The sequence below is a fragment of the Pseudomonas sp. CG7 genome (genome assembly GCF_023701885.1).
GTDB classification, from domain to species: Bacteria; Pseudomonadota; Gammaproteobacteria; order Pseudomonadales; family Pseudomonadaceae; genus Aquipseudomonas; species Aquipseudomonas zanjanensis.
This window is the reverse complement of sequence record NZ_JABAEE010000014.1, coordinates 1-23,393: the sequence shown is the minus strand read 5'-3', so window position 1 is coordinate 23,393 and position 23,393 is coordinate 1. Positions and strand designations below refer to the sequence as shown.

Below are 23,393 nucleotides of genomic sequence, written 5' to 3'. Positions count from 1 at the left end.
GGCGCCTGCAATCGCGAGCAAGCTCGCTCCCACAGGGGATGTGGTGACTGCTGATTTTGTATCCACAGCAGATCAAATTGTGGGAGCGAGCTTGCTCGCGAAGAGGCCGGCCCAGGCACTACAAATCCCAGATCAGAGTGCCGGGGTCCAAGTCACCCCAAACAACCAACTCCGATCTTCCTCCCGATACCCATACTGCCCTCCATCATGGCTATACAGCGCCCGGCTGTACCCTTTGTCCAACAGGTTATCCACCTTCATCTCCAGCTTCACCTCCCGGGTCAACGCCCAAGTGGCGCGCAACCCGAGCAGGGCATAGCCGCCCAGGGCGTTGCGGTTGTCTTCGTCGTCGTAACTGCTGCTCACCGCTTGCCAGGTGGCGCCCAGGCCCAGCCGGTCGAATTGCCGATCCAGGTCCAGGCTCAACGTCCGCCGGGCGCGGCGGGCGAGGGTGTGGCCGCTGTCGCGGTCCTGTGGGTCGATGATGGCCAGGGCCAGATTGCCCTGCCAGCCGAATACGTCCTGCAGGTAGGCCATCTCGAAACCGTTGATCCGCGCCGAGGCGACGTTCTGAGGGCGGGAGTCGCGGCCAAAGATGATCGCGTCCTCCAGGTCGGTGCGGTACAGCGAGGTTTCCAGGCGGGCGCTGTCGCTCAGTTGGCTGCGCCATTGCAGTTCGTAGCTCTTGGCTGTCTCGGGTTTTAAATCCGGGTTGCTGTACTCCGGGTAGTACAGGTCGTTGAAGGTTGGCGCGCGGAAGCTCTCGCTGTAGGTCAGCAGCACGTCGTTGTCCGGGTTGACCGGCAGGGTCAGCGTGCCGCTCCAACTGTTCTGTCCACCAAATTGCTGGTTCTGGTCGCGGCGCAGGCCCAGCTCTGTCGAAAAGGTTTCGGCCTGGAAGCGGTGCTGGATAACCGCTGCGCGGTTCCAACGGCTGTCTTCGTCGAACGGCGTGCTGCTGTTGACCCGGTCCTGATACCAATCGCCACCCACGATCAGGCTGTTGCGCGCGTTCAGGGTCACATCGTTCTGCCAGGTCACGGAATCGCGGTAGGTGTTGAAGACTTCGCGGACGTCGCTGAGCTTGTCGAAGGTTTTTTCGCGGTTTTCGCTGTGGCCCAGTTCCAGGCGCGACTTCCAGCTGTCGCTGATTCGGCCGTCCATATAGGTGCTGAAGCTGCTCACCGCGAACTCGCTATAGGGTTGCTGGGGCAGGGATTCGATGGCGGCCGGGTTGTCGTATTCGCTCTTGCCGCGGTTATCCAGCAGGTTCAGGCCAACTTCCAAGTCATCGCTGGCGGCATGGCTCAGGCTCAGGCTGAAGGACTGGTTGCGATTGGCATCGTTGTCGCGGTCGCTGGCGTAGGAGTCGTGGGTCCGATTGCTGCCGGCGCTGTCGTCGAGGCTGGCGCCGAGGTTGAAGCGGGTCTGCTCATCGCCGCCGGACAGACCTACACTGCGCTCCCAGGTCTGGTGGCTGCCGACCCCCACATGCAGGCGCGGTTGCAGGCCTTGCTCGCTGCCGCGCCGGGTGAAAATCTGGATCACCCCGCCCACGGCATCGGCACCGTAGATCACCGAGCGCGAACCGCGCAGCACTTCCACGCGCTCGATCTGGTTGATGTACAGGCGCTGCAGGTTGCTGTCGCCGGAGGTGGCGTTGCCGATGCGCTGGCCGTCCACCACTACCAGGCTCTGGGCTGATTTGGTGCCGCGAATGTAAATCCCCGGCAGGCTGCCGCGCCCACCCAGGGGCGCCACTTGCACACCAGGCACACGGCTGAGCAGGTCGGTGACGCTGGCCGGTTGCAGGCGGTCGATGTCGTCGCGGGTGAAGATCGTGTTGGCGGCGCTGCTGTCGTTACGGGCCTCGACCTGGCGGTTGGCGCGGAGGACGATATCGGGCAGCTTCAGGGCCTGGTCGCGTTCGAAGGTGTCGGCGAGCAGGTTGGGGATGGGGAGCAGGGCGAGGGCTAGGGTGAGGCGGCGTTTCATTGATGTTCCGATCATGCTGATTCCCACCAAGCCAGTGTGGGAGCGAGCTTGCTCGCGATAGCGGGAGATCAGTCAATTAATGATTGGCTGACACACCCCTATCGCGAGCACGCTCGCTCCCACAGGGGGCTTGTGTTGGCTGTACTTACAAGCCCAACAACTGCAACCGTTGACGCACCGCCGCTTCGATCCCAACCTCGTCCAAGCCGCATTCGGCCAGCATTTGCGCCGGCTTGGCGTGTTCGACGTAGGCATCTGGCAGGCCCAGGTGCAGCACCGACTTGAGGACGTTTTCCCGCGCCAGGAACTCACTGACCGCCGCGCCAGCGCCGCCCATGATGGCGTTCTCCTCGACGGTCACCAGCAGTTCATGGCTGCCGGCCATCTCGCGCACCAGGGCTTCGTCCAAGGGTGTGACGAAACGCATGTCCACCACAGTGGCATCGAGTTTTTCGGCGACTTTCAGGGCCTCGGCCAGTTGCACGCCGAACACCAGCAGGGCGGTTTGCTTGCCCTGGCGGCGAATCACGCCCTTGCCGATCTCGATGGGCTCGAGGTCGGCCGAGATCGTCGCGTTCGGGCCGGTGCCACGCGGGTAGCGCACCGCCGCCGGACCATTGAACAGGTGGCCGGTGGTGAGCATCTTGCGCAGCTCGTTTTCATCGCTCGGGGTCATCACCAGCATGCCGGGGATGCAGCGCAGGAACGACAGGTCGAAGCTGCCAGCATGAGTCGGGCCGTCTTCGCCCACCAGGCCGGCGCGGTCGATGGCGCACAACACGTCGCGGTTCTGCACCGCCACGTCATGGATCAATTGGTCGTAGGCCCGCTGCAGGAACGTCGAGTAGATCGCCACCACCGGCTTGGCGCCTTCGCAGGCCATGCCGGCGGCGAGGGTCACGGCGTGCTGCTCGGCAATCGCCACGTCGAAATAGCGCTGCGGGTAGCGTTCGCTGAAGGCCACCAGGTCCGTGCCTTCCTTCATCGCCGGGGTGATGCCCACCAGGCGCGGGTCGGCAGCGGCCATGTCGCACAGCCATTGGCCAAAGACGCCGGAGTATTTCGGTCCGCCGGCTTTTTTCGGCGCGGCCGCCGGGGCGTCCACGGGTTCGAGCTTGGTGATGGCGTGGTAGCCGATCGGATCGACTTCCGCCGGGGCGAAGCCTTTGCCTTTCTTGGTGACCACGTGCAGGAACTGCGGGCCCTTGAGGTCACGCATGTTGCGCAGGGTGGCGATCAGCGTGGGCAGGTCATGGCCGTCAATGGGGCCGATGTAGTTCCAGCCCAGTTCTTCGAACAGCGTGCCGGGGACCAGCATGCCCTTGGCGTATTCTTCGGTGCGGCGGGCGATTTCCCAGGCGCCGGGCAGGCGCGACAAGACCTTCTTGCTGCCTTCGCGCATGCTTGCGTAGGTACGGCTGGAAAGGATCTTCGCCAGGTAGTTGGACAACCCACCGACATTGCGCGAGATCGACATGTCGTTGTCGTTGAGGATCACCAGCATGTTGGCGTCGACTTCCGGCGCGTGGTTCAGCGCCTCGAAAGCCATGCCCGCGGTCAGTGCGCCGTCGCCGATCACGGCAATCGCCTTGCGCTCGCTGTTTTGCAGGCGGGCGGCAATCGCCATGCCCAGGGCGGCGCTGATGGACGTACTGGAGTGGCCGACGCCAAAGGTGTCGTATTCGCTCTCGGAGCGACGCGGGAAGGCGGCGATGCCATCCTTCTGGCGCAGCGTGCCCATGCGCTCGCGACGATCGGTGAGGATCTTGTGCGGGTAGGCCTGGTGTCCGACGTCCCACACCAACCGGTCGTCCGGGGTGTCGAACACATAATGCAGCGCGATCGTCAGCTCGATGACGCCCAGGCCTGCACCGAAGTGCCCACCGGTCTGGCCGACCGTGTAGAGCAATTCCAGGCGCAACTCATCGGCCAGGGTTTCCAGCTCGGCTTCACCCAGGCGACGCAGGCCGTCCGGCGTGTTGGCGCGGTCCAGCAGGGGCGTGGTCGGGCGCTTGCGGGGGATCTCTTGAAACGTCGTGGGCATCAGGCGAATCGTTATAGGTATAGAAAGAGGCGGCAGTTTACCTTATGCATCGCAAGCTGCCCACGCGTAGGCCGGAACTTGGCCGATACGCAATCTTTAGGGTTGACCTTGTATCAGCTGCGTCGTTCGACGATATAACGCGCCAAGTCGCGCAACGGCTCGGCCGCCGCGTCAAAGGGTCGCAGCGCGGCCAGGGCCTGGTCGCGCAACTCCAGGGCATAGGCCTTGGCCGCATCGAGGCCAAGCAGGGCCGGGTAGGTCGGTTTGTCGCGCGCGATGTCGGCGCCTTGGCGTTTGCCCAGGGTCTGGGTATCGCTTTCGACGTCGAGGATGTCGTCCTGCACCTGGAACGCCAGGCCGATGGCCCGGGCGTAGGTCTGCAAGGCTTGCAGTTGTGCGGGGGTGGCCCGACCGCTGGCCAGGGCGCCGAGCTTGACGCTGGCTTCGATCAAGGCGCCGGTCTTGTGCCGGTGCATGTATTCCAGCGCGCTCTGGCCCAGCTTCAGGCCCACCGCGCCCAGGTCGATGGCCTGGCCGCCGACCATTCCGGCAGGGCCTGCGGCCAACGCCAGGGCGCTGACCATGTCCAGGCGAACCTGCGCCGGACAATCGCTCAGGGCCGGGTCCAGCAGTGCGCTGAAGGCCAGGCTCTGCAAGCCGTCGCCGGCCAGGATCGCGCAGGCTTCGTCGAATTGCTTGTGGGTGGTCGGCTGGCCGCGGCGCAGGTCGTCATCGTCCATGGCCGGCAGATCGTCGTGCACCAGCGAATAGGCGTGAATCAACTCCACCGCACAGGCGGCGCCGTTGGCCTGTTCGGCCTGGCCGCCCAAGGCTTCGCACGCGGCATAGGCCAGCAGCGGCCGTACACGTTTGCCGCCGTTCATCACGCTGTAGCGCATGGCTTCGTACAGGCGCGCCAGTTCCGGGCTCGGGGCGCTGAACAAGGTATCCAGTGCAGCATTGACCCGGGCCTGGCTGCTGGCCTGATACGCGCCGATCATTCAGGTTGTTCCGCGTCGAAAGGCTCTTCGGTCAGTTCACCGTCGCGTTCGAGCAGCAATTGCACCTTCTGCTCGGCCTGGGCCAGCGCCGCCTGGCAGTCGCGAGTCAAGCCGATACCCTGCTCGAAGGCGGTCAGCGAGTCTTCCAGCGACAATTCGCCGTTCTCCAGGCGTTCGACCAGCGTTTGCAGGTCGGCCAGAGATTGTTCGAAATCCAATGCAGCTTTTTTGCGGGCCATGGCGGCTATTCCGGTTGACTGTTAAACCGGCGCGACACTAGCAGACATGGGGTGTTCGGGCAAATCAGGGCGGGGTAACGCGGGCTGTGATCCAGTGCTTTTGTGGCGAGGGAGCTTGCTCTCGCTCGAGCGCGCAGCGGTCGCAAACTGGATCAACCCGGCGGGTTTGGGGCTGCTGCGCAGCCCAGCGGGAGCAAGCTCCCTCGCCACGGGATTTCGTCAGAAGTGACGTCGGGTTCCGTATTCGGCTCATTTCGTGAGCCGAATAAATCCCCTATTCGGCTCACGCCCCTCTCAGTACGTGATTTCCCACACAGAATCGCGTGTTCCCCGATTGTGAAAAATCCGTCAAATGGCTACTCTTCGCGCCATCTACAGCCCCTTGTAACGGCAATGCCGTTCACTTAAGAAAAATGATGACCCTGTGGCGAGGGAGCTTGCTCCCGCTCGGCTGCGAAGCAGTCGTAAACCGGCGGGTGCGGTGTGTCTGATACGCCGCAATTGGCAGGTTTTGGGGCCGCTTCGCGGCCCAGCGGGAGCAAGCTCCCTCGCCACGGGTTTATCGATTGCCTTAAGTGAACAGCATTGCCTTGTAACGGGGCCTTCAGACGAAACCCGAATAATCACAAGCAGCGCCCTGGAAGGGCGCCGGGTTGCGTCGTGCATGGCAGGAGGCATACGTGCGTTTTCTTTCTTTATTGATCGTGTTGCTCGGTGCGCCGTTGGCGTGGGCCGCGCCTTCGGCTGAAATGTCGGAGCCGGTCGGCGGCTGGCGCTACAGCGGCTTGCTCGATCGTACGGAAAACCCGCAAGTCGCGTATCCCACGCCACCCATCGATCGCGGCATCCAGCGCAACCGCACGATGATCGAAGGCCAGATCAAGGCGATGGGCACGGCGCGCCAGCCCCACAGCCTGGCGGTCAACGGCAATCCACTGAATCTCTATACCGACGAAGAAGGACGGTTCGCCCGGCCGTATGCGTTCGGCGCCGGCTCCAACAGCGTCGAGGTGCGCAGTTCCGAAGGTCAGTCCCTCAAACGCGTGCAATTCTATGAAGCCAACAACCTGCGCACCCCGGCGCAGATCCGCGTGGTGCTGGGCTGGGACGACCCCAAGGCCGAGCTCGACCTGCATATCGTCACACCCGACGGCCAACATGCCTTCTTCGGTCGCCCGGCGCTGACCAACGGCGGCGGCCTCGACCCGGATGGCGTCGACGGGCCCGGCCCGGAAATGTTCACCATGACCGCGCCGATGCACGGCACCTACCTGGTCTACGTGAACTATTGGGGCAACTACGGCAGCGGCGGCTACAACTTCGATGAGACCAGCAACCAGAACGAGGTGATCACCTCGCAGATCAACCTGGTGCTCAACGAAAACACCGTCGATGAAAAACGCGAGACCTTTGTCGTGCCCCTGCGCGCCATTGGCGATCTGTTGCTGGTCAAGACTTTCAACTACTAAATCCGCTCCACGGATGAACAGGCCCTTGTGAATATGAGCGACAACACTGCTTCCCCGACCACGCCGACACCTGTCGCCAAACCTGTGCGCCGCTGGCCGGCGATACTGATCGGGCTGTGCCTGGTCGCCGGTGTGGCCGCCGGGCTGGGCTGGTTCATCAACAAGCCCAAGGCGCCGCCCATGGCGTTGGCATTGGAAAAACTCGGCCTGAGTCGTCCCGACGGCTTGCTCGAGACCCATTCCCTGAGCCAGTTGCCCAAGGACCTGTTGGCGGTGCCGTTCCTCAAGGCCACGCTCACCGAGGACTTCGTCTTCTATTACGAAGCCCACGCCGATCGCCTCGGGCTGATCGGCAGCCTGCGCCGGATCATCTACGAGCATGACCTCAAGCTGCAGGACAGCCTGATCGAAGCGCTTTTCGACCAGCCGGCCGACGTCGCGTTGTGGCGCGGTGTGGACGGTCGCCTCAAGGATTTCCTGTTGGTGATGGATCGCGGCGGCCTGGCCAAGGTGCTGGAGCCGTTGGCGAAGGTCGCCTTGGATGACACTCAATTGAGCAAGCTCAGCGACCTCAAGGTCGGCGGTGACGACGTCGCGCTTTACCAGCTCAGCTACAACGCCAGCAAATCCCTGGCCTTCGCCTCCCACGGCGACAAACTGGTCGTGCTGTCCAACCCGACCAAGCTGTACGACCCAGCCAGCGGGTCGGCGGCGGAGCCGGGCAGCGTTTCGACGACCGCCCTGGCCGCCTTGCTCAACGGCGACAAACTCTTCCCCGAAGCCTTCGGCCTGCCGGCCAAGGCACCAGAGGTCAAGCAACGCATCTCGGTCAACGCCAGCGTGCTCGCCATGGGCTACCAGCGGTTCATCCCGAACTTCGCCGGCTTGCGCTTCGACATGGACGACAAGGGCTGGCACAGCTTCCTGGCCATGGACGAACTGGAAAACCAGCCGGACTTCGATTTCAAGCCACTCTGGCAAGCCATGCCCATGGGTGCCAGCGCCTGCGTGGCCTTGCCCCTGGCCGCCGAGCAGCAGAAACCATTACTGGTGAAACTGGGTGCCGAGGAAAAAGCCGCCCAGGCCATGGTCGATCATGTGACCGGTGCCGCCGGCCTGTGCTGGTACGCCGATTCGCGGCTGTACACGCCGCTGTTGGTGGCAAGCCTGAATGACGACGACGGCAAGCTCGACGCCGACCTGGGCAACCTGTTCGGTTCGATGGTCGGCGCCTATGAAAACAACGTCGCCGAACACGCGTTCCCGGTAGTGGAAAAGCAAGCAGGTTCGACGCACCAATGGCAGCGCCAAGTCAGCTCCAACTTCGGGCCGTATTCGGCCAAGGAAGCCGAGCAACCCGAAGCGATTACCGGCAAGGCGTTCCTGCGGGTCAGCCTGGCGCGCCACGGTTCGACTTTGCTGTTCTCCCTTGATGACAAATTGGTGGACAAGGCCCTCGGCACCCTCGACAAGCGCTTCCCGCCCATGGCCGAGGTGGTGCCCCAAGACCTGCTGATGCCGGTCTACTTCGGCCCGGATTCCATGGCGCAACTGATGCAGCGCGAAACCCTCGACAGCCTGCCCCAGGACATGGAGCCGGTGTTTTATAACGCCGCGCAAACCTATCTGATCCCGAAACTGCGCACCCTCGGCGGCTACGGCAAATACGCCCTGACCTTGCCCGCGGGCAGCGAGCCGGACGGCCATTGGCAGTGGCTGCCGCTGGAATGGAAAGCGCTGTGACCGCACTGATCCGCAACCCTGCGTTGACGCTGCTGCTGGCACTGCTGCTCGGCGGGCCGGCGCGTGCCGTCGAGGCGCCGGCGTTGGACGTGCAGCAGTCCCAGGTTTTTCGCGCCTGGTTCGTGCGCATTGCCCAGGAACAGCTGACCAAAGGCCCGAGCCCGCGCTGGTACCAGCAGGATTGCGCCGGGCTGGTGCGTTTCGCCGCCAACGAAGCACTCAAGGTCCACGATGAAAAATGGCTGCGCAGCAATGGCCTGTCCAATCGCTACCTGCCCCCGGAACTGCCCCTCAGCGATGCGCAACGGCGCCTCGCCCAGCAGTGGCAGCAGGGCGGCGGCAAGGTCGGGCCCTACGTCAACGCCATCAAGCTGATCCAGTTCAACAGTCGCCTGGTGGGCCGCGATGTCGCCCAGGCCCGCCCCGGCGACCTGATGTTCTTCGATCAGGGCGATGACCAGCACTTGATGATCTGGATGGGCCGCTACATCGCCTATCACACCGGCACCACAACCCCTACCGACAACGGCATGCGCTCCGCAAGCCTGCAACAACTCATGAACTGGAAGGACACCCGATGGATACCCGACGCAGCCAACCCCAACTTCATCGGCGTCTATCGACTCAACTTTCTCTCCCAATGACCGGTGCCCGCATGCTGCGCTTGTGTTCAAAACTGCCCCTGCTGTTCGCCCTGTTGCTGGCACCCATGGTTAATGCCGAAGACACGGTGGAGCCCAGCGGCTACACGCCGGTGTCCGGCGAAAGCTTTTTCCTGCTGGCCGACAGCAGTTTTGCCAGCGACGAACAGGCGATGGTTCGCCTCGAAGCGCCGGGCCGCGACTACCGTCGGTACCGCATGGAGCCCTACGGCGGCGCCGATATCCGCGTCTATCGCATCGAGAAACCGCTGGAGTTCCTCAAGCGCCAGAAAAACCTGCACCGCGTGGTCAGCGACGGCCAGTTCAAGGGCGAAGGCCTGTCGAACACCCTCGCGTACCTGTGGGACAACTGGTACCGCAAGTCCCGTCGAGTGATGCAACGGGCGTTCTCCTACGAATCGCGCCAGCACGTCACCGAAGAAGTGCCGGAACTTAGGATCGGCGACGCCCTGGTCGCGCCGACCCCGTACGAGGCACCGGCGCAATTCGCCTTGATCCCGGGCTTGCCGGTGGTCAGCCAGTTCCGTTATCCGCTGTGGCAGGCCAAGCCAATCCAGCCGCCAGCCGGGGTCAACCTGGCGGGTTCGTCCAGTGAGTTCGTCAGCGTCGCCCCGGGCAACGTCTATGTGCCGCTGGGCCAGTTGAAGCCAGGCCTGTACCTGGTGGAAGCGCTGATCGGCAAATACCGCGCGACCACCATGGTCTTCGTCTCCAATACCGTGGCCGTGAGCAAGATTGCCGGCGATGAATTGCTGGTCTGGGCCGCACGCAAGCATGAAGGGCGTTCGGTGCCCAAGGTCAACGTGCTGTGGACCGACGGCCTGGGCGTGATGAGCAGCGGTGCCACCGATGAAGACGGCCTGCTGCGCCTCAAGCACGTCAGCCCGGAGCGTTCGTTCGTCATTGGTGAAGACGAGGAGGGCGGCGTATTCGTTTCGGAAAACTTCTACTACGACAGCGAAATCTACGACACCAAGCTCTATGCCTTCACCGACCGGCCGCTGTACCGGCCGGGGGATTGGGTGTCGCTGAAAATCGTTGGTCGCGAGTTCAAGAACGCCCGTGACTCGGTGCAACCGACCGCCGCCGACGTCAATGTCAGCGTCCTCGATGCCACCCGCACCGCGCTGCAAACCCTGGCCCTGAAGCTCGACTCCAAGGCCGGTACCCAAGGCCGTTTCCAACTGCCGGAAAACGCCGTGGCCGGTGGTTATGAGCTGCGCTTCAGTTACAAGGACCAGCTCTACAGCAGCGCCTTTCGCGTGGCCGAATACATCAAGCCGCACTTTGAGATCGCCCTGAACCTGGCCAAGCAGGATTACCGCACTGGCGAGCCGGTCAAGGGCAACCTCGTGCTGCTGTACCCGGACGGCAAGCCGGTGGTGAATGCCACGGTGAGCCTGAGCCTGCGGGCCCAGCAATTGTCGATGGTCGACAACGAGCTGCAATACCTGGGGCAATTCCCGGTGGAACTGACCAGCAGTGAAGTGACCACCGATGCCAAGGGCAACGCGACCCTCGCCCTGCCGGCTGCCGACAAGCCGAGCCGCTACCCGCTCACCGTATTCGCCAGCGATGGCGCGGCGTATCGGGTCAAGACCACCAAGGAAATCCTCATCGACCGTGGCGCGGCGAATTTCCGCCTGAGCGCTCCCCAGCGGTTCAGCGCCGCGGGCCAGAAGGTGTCGTTCAGCTACGCCAACGAAGGCGGCAACCAACAGGCCAAGGCTGTGACACCCGGCAGCTACGCCTGGGTGCGCCTGGAAGACCAGAGCACCGGCGAAGGCAAGCTGGCGGCCAAGGACAAGGGCTTCAGCCTGACCTTCGAGCGCCCCGGCACCTACAACCTGACGCTCAAGGACGACCACGGCCGGGTCATCGGTGCCGCCGCCCATGCGGTGACCGGTGAAGGCATCAAGGCCGTGCCGGGCACGGTCGAGATTGTCTTCGACAAGCCTGAATACAAGACCGGTGACGAAGCGCTGGCGCTGATCACCTTCCCGGAGCCGGTCAGCGATGCGCTGCTGTCGCTTGAGCGGGACAAGGTCGAGGCCACGGCGCTGCTCTCCAAGGGCGGCGACTGGCTGAAGATGGAAAAGCTCAGCGACACCCAATACCGCGCGCGCATTGCCGTGAAGGATAGCTTTGCGCCTAACCTGACCTTCTCGGTGCTGTACACCAAGGGCGGCCAGTACAGCTTCCAGAACGCCGGCATCAAGGTGATCACGCCGCAGATCGATGTGGCTGTCGTCACCGACAAAGCCACCTATCGTCCGGGCGACACGGTGACCGTGGACCTGAGCACCCAGTTCGCCGGCAAGGCGATCCCGGCGCACCTGACGGTCAGCGTGGTCGATGAGATGGTCTACGCCCTGCAACCGGAAGTGGCGCCGACCATCGACCAGTTCTTCTATCACCCGCGTCGCAACAACGTGCGCACCAGTGCCAGCCTGTCGTTTATTAGCTATGACGTGGCGCTGCCAGGCAGCCCCGGCGCGCCGGGCAAGGCCAACCGTAGCGAGCGTGGGGTCAAGGTGCTGGAGCGGCCACGGCGTGAAGACGTCGACACCGCTGCCTGGCAGCCGGAGCTGGTCACCGACGCCAACGGCAAGGCCCGCTTCACCTTCAAGATGCCGGACTCGCTGACCCGCTGGCGCATCACGGCCAAGGCGATCGCTGACGACGGCCAAGTCGGCCAGAAGAAGCAGTTCATTGCGTCGGAAAAACCGCTGTACCTGAAGTGGAGCGGCCCGACCCGCTTCCGCACGGGCGACAAGCCGCAACTGGGCCTGTTCGCCTTCAGCCAATCGGAAAAACCCCTGAAGGCCGAGCTGCTGATCCGTTACGCCGGTGCTGAACAGCGCGTGGGGGCGGAGCTGAAAAACGGCATCAACTACGTGGCCCTGCCGGCCCTGGAATTGAGCAGCGGCGACTTGACCGTGCAGTTGCAACTGAACGGCGAAACCCAGGACGCCCTGGCCATGCACCTGAACGCCAGCGGCAACGGCTGGCAAGTGACCCAGAGCCAGCGCCTTGATGTGGCCAGTGGCGACACACCGCTGACCCTGCCGACCGACGCCACAGATATTCGCCTGCGCCTGGATGACAGCCCGCAAGCGTTGTTCCGTTCGGCCCTGGATGACCTGCTGAGCTACCCCTACGGTGGCGTCGAGCAGACCGCCAGCCGCCTGTTGCCGTTGAGCATCGCCTATCCGACCCTGGCGTCGAATCCGCAGATCCGCGACCGCTTGCGCTTGATCATGCAAAACAGCCGCTTGCGCCTGGTGCAGATGGCCGGGCCGTCGGCGAGCTTCACCTGGTGGGGCCAGGACGGTGAGCCAGATGCCTTCCTCACTGCCTATGCCTATTACGCCGACTGGCACGCCAGCCAGGCCCTGGACCTGAGCCTGCCGCCGGAACACTGGCAGCGGGTGCTGGAGGTCTACGCCAAGGAGGCCGCTGATACACCGCTGCTGCAACGTGCGTTGATCCTGTCGTTCGCCAAGCAGATGCAACTGCCGGTGAATACCTTGCTCAGTGGCTTGATGGACGACCTGGCGAAGGCCAGCGAAGACAGCACCGAGAGCGTGCTGGACAGCGGCGAAGACAGCCTGGTCATGTACGCGCCGGACTCGGCCCTTGGCCTGGCCAGCGCCCGAGTGCTGACCGCGTCCCTCGCCAAGCAGGCGAAGGTGCCGTTGCCCGCAGCCTTCAGCCGTCAGGCCGACGCCGCGCAACAGCAACTGGAGCTGAGCTCGCAGCCTTTCGTCGAGGCTTTGCTGCTGTCGCTGCAGAGCTTCGATCAAGCCCGCGCCACGGCACTGCTGGAACGCGTGCTGCCGCAGCAGTCCACCCTGGAACGGGCGCTGGCCCTGACCTGGTTGCAACGCAGCATCGAACAGGCCGCGCCGGCCGTGGCCCTGGCGCCGGGCGAAGGCTGGGTTGCCAAGCAAGGCGCGACCGGTGAAACCTACTGGCAATGGCAGGGCGCGCAGCTTCCAACGATGCTGACCCTGACCGGTGCCGAGGAGCGTCCACTGCAAGCGGCATTGAGCTTCCAGAGCCAGCAAGCGCCGGTGGCGCCGATGGCCGTGTCGATCACCCGGCGCCTGTCGCGCCTGGTGCCGGGCGACGAGGCCTTCACCTTCAAGCTCGAAGCCGTGGGCAACAAACCGTTGTCCAGCGACAGCCTCTATCTGGATGAAGTGATCATCAACAGCAAGGCACCGACGCCACTGCGCTACGGCATGCTCGAAGTGCCGTTGCCGCCGGGCGCCGATGTGGAGCGCACCACCTGGGGCATCCAGTTGATGGGCAAGGCCGACAGCGAGCCGACGTCCCTGGAAAAGGCGCGCTTCGAGCCGGGCCAGATGGCCTATGCGATACCGCTGGACGCCCTCAGTGGCGAGCTGCGCCTGCGGCACTTGGTGCGCTTCTCCCAGAAAGGCCAGTTCACCTTGCCGCCGGTGCGCTTCACCCAAGTCTATGCACCACAAAATCAGGCTCGCGAACAGAAACCGGCGCTCGGTCAGGTGACGGTCAACTGACATGCGCAGGCCTTGGGGTTGGTGGTGGTTGTGCTTGATTCCTGCGCTGGCGACAGCGCAGGACGAGCCGTTGCGCCTGGCCTTCGACGGTCAATTGCTGCGGGTGAATCAAACCCAGGTGCTGGATCGCCAGCCATTGCCCGACACGTTGCAGGCCCCGTTGGGCAGCCTGTGGAAGCTGTTTGTCTACGCCTGGCTGGTGGACACCAACGCTCGCGAACCGGTGTATGAGTGCCGCGGCGAGTCGAAGGAAGAAGTCTATTGCTGCAATCCCGGGCAGAGCATCGGTCGTGACCAGGCGCTGGTGAAATCCTGTGGCTTGTATTTCGAACCACAGCGGCTTGGCCTTTCAGCGCCTGGCTGGCGGGATTACTGGCAGGCGCGCCAGGCGCCGGCCTGGTTGTTGGACCTGCCAACGCTGCAACCCCAGACGCAAGTACCGGTCGCGCAATTGCTCAAGGCCCTGGCCATGCTGCCGGCCCAGGACCAGGCCCGTCGGGTGCTGTTGGACGTGGCACTCAGCGCGGCCGACGGGCGGCTGGTCGGTGAGTTGGGCAGTCGCCTGCGGGTCAAGACCTGGAGCTGGTTGGGTGACCAGGGGCCTTCCTCGCGACAGGGCGGTTTTGCCGGTTGGCTGGCCGATGGCACCCCGGTGTGGGCCGGGGGTCGTGGCACCAGCCAGCAGGTCCTCAAGGTCTACGGCGAAGGTCTGGCGGCGGCGTTGCCGTCCCGCTGGCCGGCGGACACCGGGCGCTGCGTGGAAGTCGATCTGTTTGCCCGTTATCCGTTGCAACGGGTGATGGCCGGCGAGCGGCCGGCCACACCGGGTCAGCTGCGCGGTGACTACCGCGTCGAATTCACCAACGGCAACCAATTGGACATCCACAGCGATGGCGAGCTGTTCCTGCTGCCCGGCAAGCTGGTGGCGCGCCTGGACCGCGAGGAGTACGTCGCCCGGGTCTTGCAGCGCGAAGCCAAGGCAGAACCCGCCGAAGCCGCCAAGGCCCTGGCGGTGGCGATCCGTACGTATCTGCTGCAAAACGCCCAACGCAACGGTGATTGCCTGAGCATCGACGACAGCAGCCATCGCCAGCGTGTCGCACCACGTCCGGCGGCGCCTGGAACCCGGGCCATTGCCGCCTGGACCAGCGACCTGGTCCTGGCCGGCACCGACGTCACCTACCACTCCGACCAGCCGGGCCCGGACAAACTGTCCTGGGCGCAAGCCGTGGAGCAGGCCAACGCTGGCCAACGCTACGACGCCATCCTGCTGCACGCCTATCCGCGCGCCAGCCTCAGCCGTTGGGACAACCCGGTGGCGTCCTGCGAGGCGCTGCCCGCCGCCCAGGACTGGCTGCTGAAGCAGCGCCGGGGCTGGCGTGAGCGGCTGGAAAGTGAAGTCGGCTACAACGAAATCAGCGCTTTCGCCGTCTGCCGCGTCGCCTTCGGCCGGCCGTATGTCGACCGCGAACGCCAGCGCATCTACGTGCGCGGCGTGCTGTCGCTGCAAGATCGTCTCGACCTGACACATGAATATTTGCACCTGGCCTTCGAAGCTCACCCCAACGGCCAGGACGAAACCTATATCGAAGGGCTCGCCCGTCACCTCTTGCTGGAATAGACCATGACACTCCGTTATCCACAGGTCTTGCTGTTGCTCTGCGCCCTGACCGCGTTGCCACCGGCCATGGCCGCCGACTCCATCAAGCTCGACACCCCCATTGGCGGCTGGCGCAGCGGTGCGCCGGACGGTGAAGGCGAAAGCTTCAGCCAGACCGTCAACTACCCGGCCTCGTCGGTCAACACGCCTCCGGGCCAAGCCGACACCGCGCGCATTTCCGGGCAGATCAAAGGTGCACCCAAGGACAGCAACGCGCCGGGCCAGTTGATTGTCAACGGCGTCAGCCTGCCGCTGAAACTGGATGAAGAAGGTCGCTTCGACCGGCCGTTCTCGTTCCCCAACGGCAGCAACAGCGTTGAAGTGCGCAGCGCCGATGGCCAGCAGCGTCACCGCACGCAGTTTCTCAACACCAGCGGCGGCGCCACCCCGGCCAAGCTGCGGGTGCTGCTGACGTGGGACAGCGACGGCACCGACCTGGACCTGCACCTGGTCACCCCCGATGGCGCGCACATCTGGTACGGCGACCGCGCCGTCGCCAACGGCGCGGCCCTCGACGTCGACGTCACCACCGGCTACGGCCCGGAAATCTTCGCCATGCCCGCGCCGATCAAGGGCCAGTACCTGGTGTATGTGAATTACTACGGCGGCGGTTATCGCAGTGAGGAGGACGGTGAAGAGGGCGAGTCCGTGGCGCAGGCGCAACAGGCCTTGACCACCGCCCAGGTCACCGTGATCACCGAAGAGGGCACGCCGAACGAGAAAATGGAAACCTTCGTCGTGCCGATGCGGGCGGTGGGGGAGCTGACGTTGGTCAAAAGCTTCAGCTATCCCTAAGACTGCATGTGATGACCCCCGTGGCGAGGGAGCTTGCTCCCGCTGGGCTGCGCAGCAGCCCCAAAAACAAACACCGCGGAGTGTCAGGCTGATCGTATTGGCCGCTTGGGGGCTGCTGCGCAGCCCAGCGGGAGCAAGCTCCCTCGCCACAAAAGCGGTCAACCCACAGGGTTCGTCGGTGTTTGTGATTCAGAAAAATCTCACGCGTGAGCTATTGTGGGGTTTGGAAAGTGCCTGTAGTGTTTCTCACGCGTGAGTTTTTCACAGTGGGGTCAGTACCATGCCAACCAGCTCTCCATCAGATCCGCCTGACGGGCCTGTGACCGATTCATCGAGCCGCACGGGAGAGCGCGCCAAACCCTCGGCGAAAAAACCGTCGAGCTTCTACATGAAGCAGATGCGCGCGGGCCTGAGTGCCGCCGGGTATGTGAAACACGAGACTTGGGTGCTTCCCGAAAACAGAAGCCTGCTCAAGCAAATGGAGAAACAGCTACGCCAACCGATTCTGGCTGGCTCATTCATGTCGGAGGATTACATGAGCGCAGGTAATAACTGGAACATCGATCGCCTCTACAGCGCCCTTCAGGCCCTGGACGAAGTGGTCGCGAACGACATCACCCTCTCCCTCGTCCAAGGCTCCGAATCCAGCATCAAGCTGGAAATGAATGACTTCGGTGGCTTGCCGATCTACATCGCCGTGGTCGGCGACCAGATCATCGTCGATACCGTGCTGGTGGACGTCGAGTCGATCAGCGATGTGGCGGCCTTCAACGACGCGGTGTTGCGCAGTCGGGAAATGTTCCCGCTGTCGTCCATCGGCATCGAGACCATGCCCAACGGACAGGTGGTCTACAACATGTTCGGTGCGTTGAGCGCCGACTCCAGCCTGACCAACGTCGTCACCGAGGTCAAAACCCTCGTCGACAATGTCCAGCGCGCCAGCGAAGCCTTCGAACGCTTCTTCATCTAATTCGCCGAATAGGAATCATCCAATGACTCAGTCCATCTGGAGCAAGTTGTTCACCGCACTGCGTGGCGGTGCCAACGAAGTCGGCGAATCGATCGTCGACCAACAGGCCCTGCGCATCCTCGACCAGGAAATCCGCGATGCCGACAGCGCGCTGGCCAATGCCAAGCGTGAGCTGGTCACCATCATGGCCAAGCACAAGCTGGCGACCGATCGCGTCGGCGAATACAACGCCAAGATCAAGGACCTGGAAGCCAAGGCCCTGGCCGCGATCCAGGCCAACCGCGAAGACCTGGCGCTGGAAGTGGCCGAAGCCATTTCGACCCTGACCAACGAACTGGACGCCGAGCAAAAGCACGCGACCGAATTCGGCGGTTACGCGGACAACATGCGCAAGGACATCACCAAGGCCGAAGCCCGCATCAAGAGCCTGCGCCAGCAAGTGGACATGGCCAAGGCCCGTGAAAGCGTGCAGAAGGCCCAGGTCAGCGCCTCGATCGCCAGTGGCGGCGCCAATGGCAAGCTGGAAACCGCCGTCGGTACGCTCAACCGCCTGCAAGCCAAGCAACAGCAACGTGCCGCTGAACTGCAAGCCCAGGACGCACTGGCCGAGGCTTCCCCCGGCTCCGACCTGGAGCGCAAGCTGCGCGATGCCGGCATCACGCCAAACGAAGGCAGCGCCAATGCGATCCTGGAACGCCTGAAGAAAAAATCGGCTGAGTAATCGTTACACGCTGTCCTGGGTGAACCCGTGGCGAGGGAGCTTGCTCCCGCTGAGGCGCGAAGCGGCTCCAAAAACGGGGCCTGCTTCGCAGTCCAGCGGGAGCAAGCTCCCTCGCCACAAGGGTGTGCGGCAGACCACGGATTTAATTGTGCTGCAGGTACTTCTATCCAAGCCGCGCAACAGGTTTAATGCTGTCCGGCCACTACGCTCGCGCGCCCAGGCGCCGGAGCGATGATCCCGCCAGGAACCAAGCCCCACGGAGTCAGGGACGCAATGTCGATTTTCCTTTTGTTGCGCACGTACGCATCGTCCTTCTTCCATCGCTTCGGTTGGGCGGGGCTGGCCATTGCGCTGGGCGTGCACCTGTCCACGGCCTGGATCGGCCTGGTGCTGTTGGGCGAGCAACACCTCATCGCCGCCGCCACGTTTATCTACTTCTATCTCACCACCACGCTCACCGTCGGTTATGGCGATCTGTTGCCACAGACCTCCGCCGGACGGAGTTTCGTGGCGACCTGGATCATGCTCGGGGGCATTGCCCTGTTGACGACGGTCATCGGCAAAACCACCCGCAGCGTCATCGATGTATGGAGAAAAGGCATGAAGGGCAAAGGCGATTTCACCGGCAAGGTCGGCCACACGGTGCTCATCGGTTGGGAGGGCGCCACCAGCGAGCGGGTCATCGAACTGCTGCTGCAGGACGAAACGTCCAATGACAACCTGATCGTCATCTGCGATTGCGATCTCGAAGAAAACCCCATGCCCGGCAAGGCCACCTACATCAGAGGCGACAGCCTGTCCTCCGTCGCGCTGTTGCAGCGTGCCGGCGTGCCAGGTGCCGAACGCGTGCTGGTGCGCACCCATTCCGACGACCTGACCCTGGCCACCGTGCTGGCGGTCAATCGACTGGGGCCTGTCGGGCATGTGGTCGCCCATTTCAACGACAGCGAAGTGGCCGCCCTCGCCAGCGCCTATGCGCCGAGCCTGGAATGCACCTCCAGCATGGCCATCGAAATGCTGGTGCGTGCCTCCCAGGACCCGGGCTCGTCGGTGGTCATCAATGAATTGCTCTGCGTAGGCGAAGGCGCCACGCAATACCTGATGAAGCTGCCCGAAGCGTTTGAAGCGACGTTTGGCGACCTTTATATCCGGATGAAAGAGCAGCACAACGCTACGCTGATCGGTTACCGCGCCCAAGGTGCCCGCCAGCCGTCGATCAACCCGCCCGGCGCCACCCGTGTGGTGGGCGGCGAACTCTTCTATATCGCCTCGGCGCGTCTCAAGGAAATTTCCCATGGGGTGGTTTAAACAGTTGATGGGGCTCGAGGCCCCGAATTCGAACACAGCAGCCAGCAATAGCGCGCCTGTCGTTGGGCCGCTGGGCCTGGCCTCCGGCAAGCAGGTCATGTTCGATGCCACGCTCAAATTGCTGCTCGACGGCAACACCGCCGTAGTCATCCCAGGCAACCAACAGATCTGGAGCCTGGGCATCGTCGACCTCGGGCAGTCGAACTGGTTGTCGCGCTGCTACATGAACGACGAGGACTACTGGTTGCAAGTGCACACCAGCGGCGACGTCGCCGGGCAGGTCGAGTCGGTGATCCTGTTCAACTACCTCAGCTACGTCACGATCAACAGCGAAGCGGAATTGCGTCGCCTGGCCGGCCCGGAAAGCCTGATCGGCCTGCCGACCTACACCCACGACGGCGTCGAGTACACCCGCGAATGGGGCACCGAGGCGGGCCAGACCGAACTGGTGGGATTGAGCGAACGCGTAAGCAATCCCGAAGAGTCCTACAGCGTCGAGCACCGTTCGATGCTGTATGCCCGCGACACCGGCCTGACGGATCGCCGGGAGTTCCTGTTGTTTTCCGTCGAAGAGGACGCCGAAGGCACTGTCAGCCTGAGCACTTCGCTGGGTATTTCGCTGTACACCACTGACCTGAACACTCTTTGAATAAGGAAGAAATCCATGCTTGAAGCGCTCTCCATTTCCCTGAACAAAGCCGCCGTGCTTGGCTTTGTCATGTACATCCTCGGCGCCGCCGTGCTGTTCGCGCTGTTCCAGTTCATCTACACCCGCGTCACGCCGCACAAGGAATTCGAACTGATCCGTTCGGGCAACGTGGCCGCGGCCATTGCCTTGGGCGGCGCCGTGATCGGTTTCGCCATTCCGGCCAGCAACGTGATCGCCTACTCGATCAGCATGCTGGACTTCGTCGTCTGGGCAGTGATCGCCGCGGTCGTCCAGTTGCTGGCGTTTCTGGTCACCAGCCTGGTGCTCAAGGGCGCTTCCGCGCGCATCAAGAACGGTGAAATCGCCGCGGGTATCTACATCGCCGCCGTGGCCATCAGCGTCGGCATGTTGAACGCCGCGTGCATGACGCCTTCCACGAACTGATTGCGCCACGGAGATCCCGATGAAACGAAGCAAGTACGTCCAGCTCTCGCTGGCCGCGTCGGTCGCCCTGGCGATATCCGGTTGCGGGCCCGCGGAAAAAACCTACAAGTTGCAGAAGAAGTACAACTTCCAGTCCGTCCAGGAATGTGTCGATGAAAAGCTGCCGGTGGACATTTGCTCCACCGCCTACATGACCGCCATGGGTGAGCATCGTCGCATCGCGCCGGTCTACGATAGCAAGGCCGATTGCGATGCCGACTTCGTGCCCGATTGGTGCCAGCAGGACTCGGCCGGCAAGTTCCTGCCCAAGCTGGGTGGTTTCGAGCTGAACGCCGATGGCGAAGTCACGCAGTCCGAGGTCGATGCCGCCCGGGCCCAGTTGCCGGCTTCGGAAGCGAACGTCGGTGGTTCAGGCTTTGGCAACCTGTTGACCGGCCTGCTGATCGGCAACATGTTGAGCGGCAACCGCAGCAGTTATTACTCCGAGCCGGTCTACCGCTACCGCGATGACCGCGGCAACTTCGGGTCCTCGACGCTGAGCCAGCGGGTTTCCAGCGGCTCGACCTTTACCAAGTCCAACCAGGCGCGGTATGGCAGCTACACCGACTCCGTCAAGACCAGCAAGGCGATGGCCGTCGCGTCGTCCACCTCGCGCGGTGGCTTCGGCAGCAAGTCCAGCGCCCGCAGCGGGTGGGGCGGCTCGAGCAGCTCCGGCGGCTAAGGAACGAGGGCCATGAAGAAGATCCATTGCGCAGAACGTCCCGACTGGAAACAGACCGCCGAGCAACTCGGCTTTCTGTTCCACACCATCGACGACGAACCCTATTGGGACGAAAGCGCGTACTACCAGTTCACCCTCAAGCAGATCGAGGACGACCTGGAAGACCCGACCACCGAGCTCCATGACATGTGCATGGACCTGGTGGCCCGGGTGGTCCAGAGCGAAGAATTGCTGGAACGCCTGAGCATTCCCGCGCCGTTCTTCGACCTGGTGCGCACGTCATGGCTGGAAGGCCATCCGCACCTGTACGGGCGCATGGATTTCTCCTACAACGGCACGGGCCCGGCCAAGTTGTTGGAACTCAACTACGACACGCCGACCAGCCTCTACGAGGCGGCGGCGTTCCAGTGGGGGTGGCTGGAGCAATGCATCGAGCGCGGCATGTTGCCGGCCCATGCCGACCAGTTCAACAGCATCGACACCAAGCTGCACCAGGCCTTCGCCCAGTTGCAGCTCAAGGAGCCGTTCTATTTCGCCTCGATGAAAGGCTCGGTGGAAGACAAAGGCACCACGGATTACTTGCGCCTGATCGCGGAAAAAGTCGGCATTGAATCGCGGCACATTGATATCGAAGACATCGGCCTCTACAGCGACGGACGTTTCGTCGACCTGGAAGAGCGCTGGATTCCGCACCTGTTCAAGTTGCATGCGTGGGAATTCATCTTCCACGAGCCCTTTGGTGAAGCGATCGCTCAATGCGATACGCAGTTTTTCGAGCCGGCCTGGAAGTCGATCATCTCCAACAAAGGCATCCTGCCGCTGCTGTGGGAATTCCACAAAGGCCACCCGAACCTGCTCGCCGCCCACCTGGACACCGACACCCGCAAAGCGGTGCCGAAAGGCTGGGTGCGCAAGCCGTTCTTTTCCCGGGAAGGCGCCAACATCGAGCTGCAGACCGCTGACGGCTTGATCGTCAAGGAAGACGGCCCCTACACCGACGCGCCGTTCATCCTCCAGGAATTCGCGCCACTGCCGAAATTCGACGACAGCTACACCCTGATCGGCTCGTGGGTCATCGGCGACCAGGCCGCCGGCATTGGCGTGCGGGAAGACAACAGCCTGATCACCAAGGATTCCAGCCGGTTTTTGCCGCACTTGATTCTGGATTGATTCTCTGGACTACGCACTGACCCCCTGTGGGAGCGAGCCTGCTCGCGAAAGCAAAGGAACATCCAACATGATTGTTGACTGACACACCGCTTTCGCGAGCAGGCTCGCTCCCACAGTGTGGGTGTTCGCCCGGGTATACCCACCGCCTGTCGCCTTTGCGGAATTGCGCCTGTCCCCTCCCTGTCGATTTTAAAGAGCCCAAGAAAAAACCGAGAGCGGCACGCCATTCCTGACAGGAGGCCCCCATGCGTATCCACCACCTGAACTGCGGTTGCATGTGCCCCGTGGGCGGGAAGTTGTTCGATGGCTACAGTCGGGGGCTGACGGCGTGCCTGGTGTGGCATTGCCTGCTGATCGAAACCGACAACAATGGCCTGGTCCTGGTGGACACCGGTTTTGGCCAGCGAGATGTCCAGACGCCCGAACGGCTTAGCCGATTCTTCCGGGCGTTCAACAACATCAAGTTCGAGCATCGCCTCACCGCGTTGGAGCAAGTGCGCCGATTGGGCTTCGACACCGGCGATGTGCGGCATATCCTGCTGACGCACCTCGATTTTGATCACGCCGGTGGGCTCCAGGACTTTCCCCAGGCTCGGGTTCATGTGATGCGCGACGAGATGGCGATGGCGCGCAGCGCCGACACCTGGATCAGTCGACGGCGATTCCCGGCGCGCCAGTGGCAGGGCGTCGACAACTGGGAGGGCTATGCCCCGGACGGTGACACGTGGTTCGGTTTTGATTCAGTGCGCGCGTTGATCGGGGCGGAAGAAGAGGACATTTTCCTGGTCCCGCTCCAAGGCCACACCGCCGGCCACGCCGGGATCGCCCTGAGGACACCGGATGGCTGGATGCTCCATGCCGGCGATGCGTATTTCTTCCACGATGAAGTCCATCAGCCCGAGCGGCGTTGCCCGCCGGGGCTGAAGTTCTATCAGTACATGATGGACACCTATCGCCCGGCACGGCTGCGCAATCAGGATCGCCTGCGGGAACTGGCGACGGGCCAGAACGGGCATGTCGAGATTTTTTGCAGTCACGATGCCAAGGAATGGGAGCACGCGACCCGCCAGGCGCGTACGGTCCGTGTTGACTCCACGGCCATGCCGTCGACCCACCGCTAAACCACCCGCCCGGGCACACTGTGGGAGCGAGCCTGCTCGCGATAGCGGAGGATCAGCCTCCAGCGCTGGGGGGTTACCAGGACCCTTAGCGCAGCGCCGCGGTGCACCCACGGGCAGTGGAGCCCGACTCACTT

At 63.3% G+C, this 23,393-nt stretch carries 18 protein-coding genes; 14 read left to right on the top strand and 4 right to left on the bottom strand.

What is annotated here, in order from left to right:
• Window positions 1-132 precede the first annotated feature (132 nt).
• The 4 genes from HGO40_RS08195 to HGO40_RS08180 form a co-directional block, all read right to left on the bottom strand.
• Window positions 133-1,995 (bottom strand): TonB-dependent receptor domain-containing protein, encoded by a 1,863-nt coding sequence (locus HGO40_RS08195; RefSeq protein ID WP_250962609.1) that lies wholly within the window; start codon window positions 1,993-1,995, stop codon window positions 133-135.
• A gap of 145 nt (window positions 1,996-2,140) precedes the next feature.
• The gene (gene dxs, locus HGO40_RS08190) at window positions 2,141-4,039 is read right to left on the bottom strand and encodes a 1-deoxy-D-xylulose-5-phosphate synthase (protein ID WP_250962608.1); all 1,899 of its coding nucleotides are present in this window, start codon (window positions 4,037-4,039) and stop codon (window positions 2,141-2,143) included.
• 113 nt (window positions 4,040-4,152) lie between these two features.
• Entirely contained in the window at window positions 4,153-5,040 is an 888-nt protein-coding gene (ispA, locus tag HGO40_RS08185) for a (2E,6E)-farnesyl diphosphate synthase (RefSeq protein WP_250962607.1), read from the bottom strand.
• Window positions 5,037-5,279 carry an exodeoxyribonuclease VII small subunit gene (locus HGO40_RS08180; RefSeq protein WP_003185917.1) on the bottom strand — a complete coding sequence of 81 codons (243 nt, stop codon included), beginning with the start codon at window positions 5,277-5,279 and terminating at the stop codon, window positions 5,037-5,039. Before HGO40_RS08180 ends, ispA begins: the two co-directional genes overlap by 4 nt.
• 680 nt (window positions 5,280-5,959) lie before the next feature.
• Here HGO40_RS08180 and HGO40_RS08175 point away from each other — a divergent pair.
• The 14 genes from HGO40_RS08175 to HGO40_RS08110 all read left to right on the top strand — a co-directional run bounded on the left by HGO40_RS08175 (window position 5,960) and on the right by HGO40_RS08110 (window position 23,259).
• The gene (locus HGO40_RS08175; protein ID WP_250962606.1) at window positions 5,960-6,748 is read left to right on the top strand and encodes a YfaP family protein; all 789 of its coding nucleotides are present in this window, start codon (window positions 5,960-5,962) and stop codon (window positions 6,746-6,748) included.
• Between the two features lie 33 nt (window positions 6,749-6,781).
• Window positions 6,782-8,491, top strand: a complete 1,710-nt coding sequence (locus HGO40_RS08170) for a DUF2138 domain-containing protein (RefSeq protein WP_250962605.1) — start codon at window positions 6,782-6,784, stop codon at window positions 8,489-8,491.
• Complete coding sequence (locus HGO40_RS08165) at window positions 8,476-9,135, top strand: DUF1175 domain-containing protein (RefSeq protein ID WP_186710539.1); 660 nt, start codon at window positions 8,476-8,478, stop codon at window positions 9,133-9,135. Before HGO40_RS08170 ends, HGO40_RS08165 begins: the two co-directional genes overlap by 16 nt.
• Window positions 9,132-13,700: an alpha-2-macroglobulin family protein gene (locus HGO40_RS08160; RefSeq protein ID WP_250962650.1), complete on the top strand. Its 4,569-nt coding sequence runs from the start codon at window positions 9,132-9,134 to the stop codon at window positions 13,698-13,700. The genes HGO40_RS08165 and HGO40_RS08160 overlap by 4 nt, the downstream gene beginning before the upstream one ends.
• 1 nt (window position 13,701) lies before the next feature.
• Entirely contained in the window at window positions 13,702-15,321 is a 1,620-nt protein-coding gene (locus tag HGO40_RS08155; protein ID WP_250962604.1) for a DUF2300 domain-containing protein, read from the top strand.
• 3 nt (window positions 15,322-15,324) lie between these two features.
• Complete coding sequence (locus HGO40_RS08150) at window positions 15,325-16,155, top strand: YfaP family protein (protein WP_250962603.1); 831 nt, start codon at window positions 15,325-15,327, stop codon at window positions 16,153-16,155.
• Window positions 16,156-16,543: 388 nt separating this feature from the next.
• Entirely contained in the window at window positions 16,544-17,125 is a 582-nt protein-coding gene (locus HGO40_RS08145) for a YjfI family protein (RefSeq protein WP_250962602.1), read from the top strand.
• Between the two features lie 22 nt (window positions 17,126-17,147).
• Window positions 17,148-17,846, top strand: a complete 699-nt coding sequence (locus tag HGO40_RS08140; RefSeq protein ID WP_250962601.1) for a PspA/IM30 family protein — start codon at window positions 17,148-17,150, stop codon at window positions 17,844-17,846.
• Window positions 17,847-18,119: 273 nt separating this feature from the next.
• Window positions 18,120-19,154, top strand: coding sequence for an ion channel (locus HGO40_RS08135; RefSeq protein WP_250962600.1), 1,035 nt, complete (start codon window positions 18,120-18,122; stop codon window positions 19,152-19,154).
• Window positions 19,141-19,803, top strand: coding sequence for a DUF2491 family protein (locus HGO40_RS08130; RefSeq protein ID WP_250962599.1), 663 nt, complete (start codon window positions 19,141-19,143; stop codon window positions 19,801-19,803). The genes HGO40_RS08135 and HGO40_RS08130 overlap by 14 nt, the downstream gene beginning before the upstream one ends.
• A 15-nt stretch (window positions 19,804-19,818) precedes the next feature.
• Window positions 19,819-20,247, top strand: coding sequence for a DUF350 domain-containing protein (locus tag HGO40_RS08125; RefSeq protein WP_014340424.1), 429 nt, complete (start codon window positions 19,819-19,821; stop codon window positions 20,245-20,247).
• 19 nt (window positions 20,248-20,266) lie between these two features.
• On the top strand, window positions 20,267-20,968 hold the full coding sequence (locus HGO40_RS08120; protein WP_186729654.1) for a DUF1190 domain-containing protein: 702 nt from the start codon (window positions 20,267-20,269) through the stop codon (window positions 20,966-20,968).
• Window positions 20,969-20,980: 12 nt separating this feature from the next.
• Complete coding sequence (locus HGO40_RS08115) at window positions 20,981-22,138, top strand: glutathionylspermidine synthase family protein (protein WP_250962598.1); 1,158 nt, start codon at window positions 20,981-20,983, stop codon at window positions 22,136-22,138.
• A gap of 245 nt (window positions 22,139-22,383) precedes the next feature.
• A complete protein-coding gene (locus tag HGO40_RS08110) occupies window positions 22,384-23,259 on the top strand; it encodes an MBL fold metallo-hydrolase (protein ID WP_250962597.1) in 876 nt (291 codons plus the stop codon).
• Window positions 23,260-23,393: the final 134 nt, after the last annotated feature.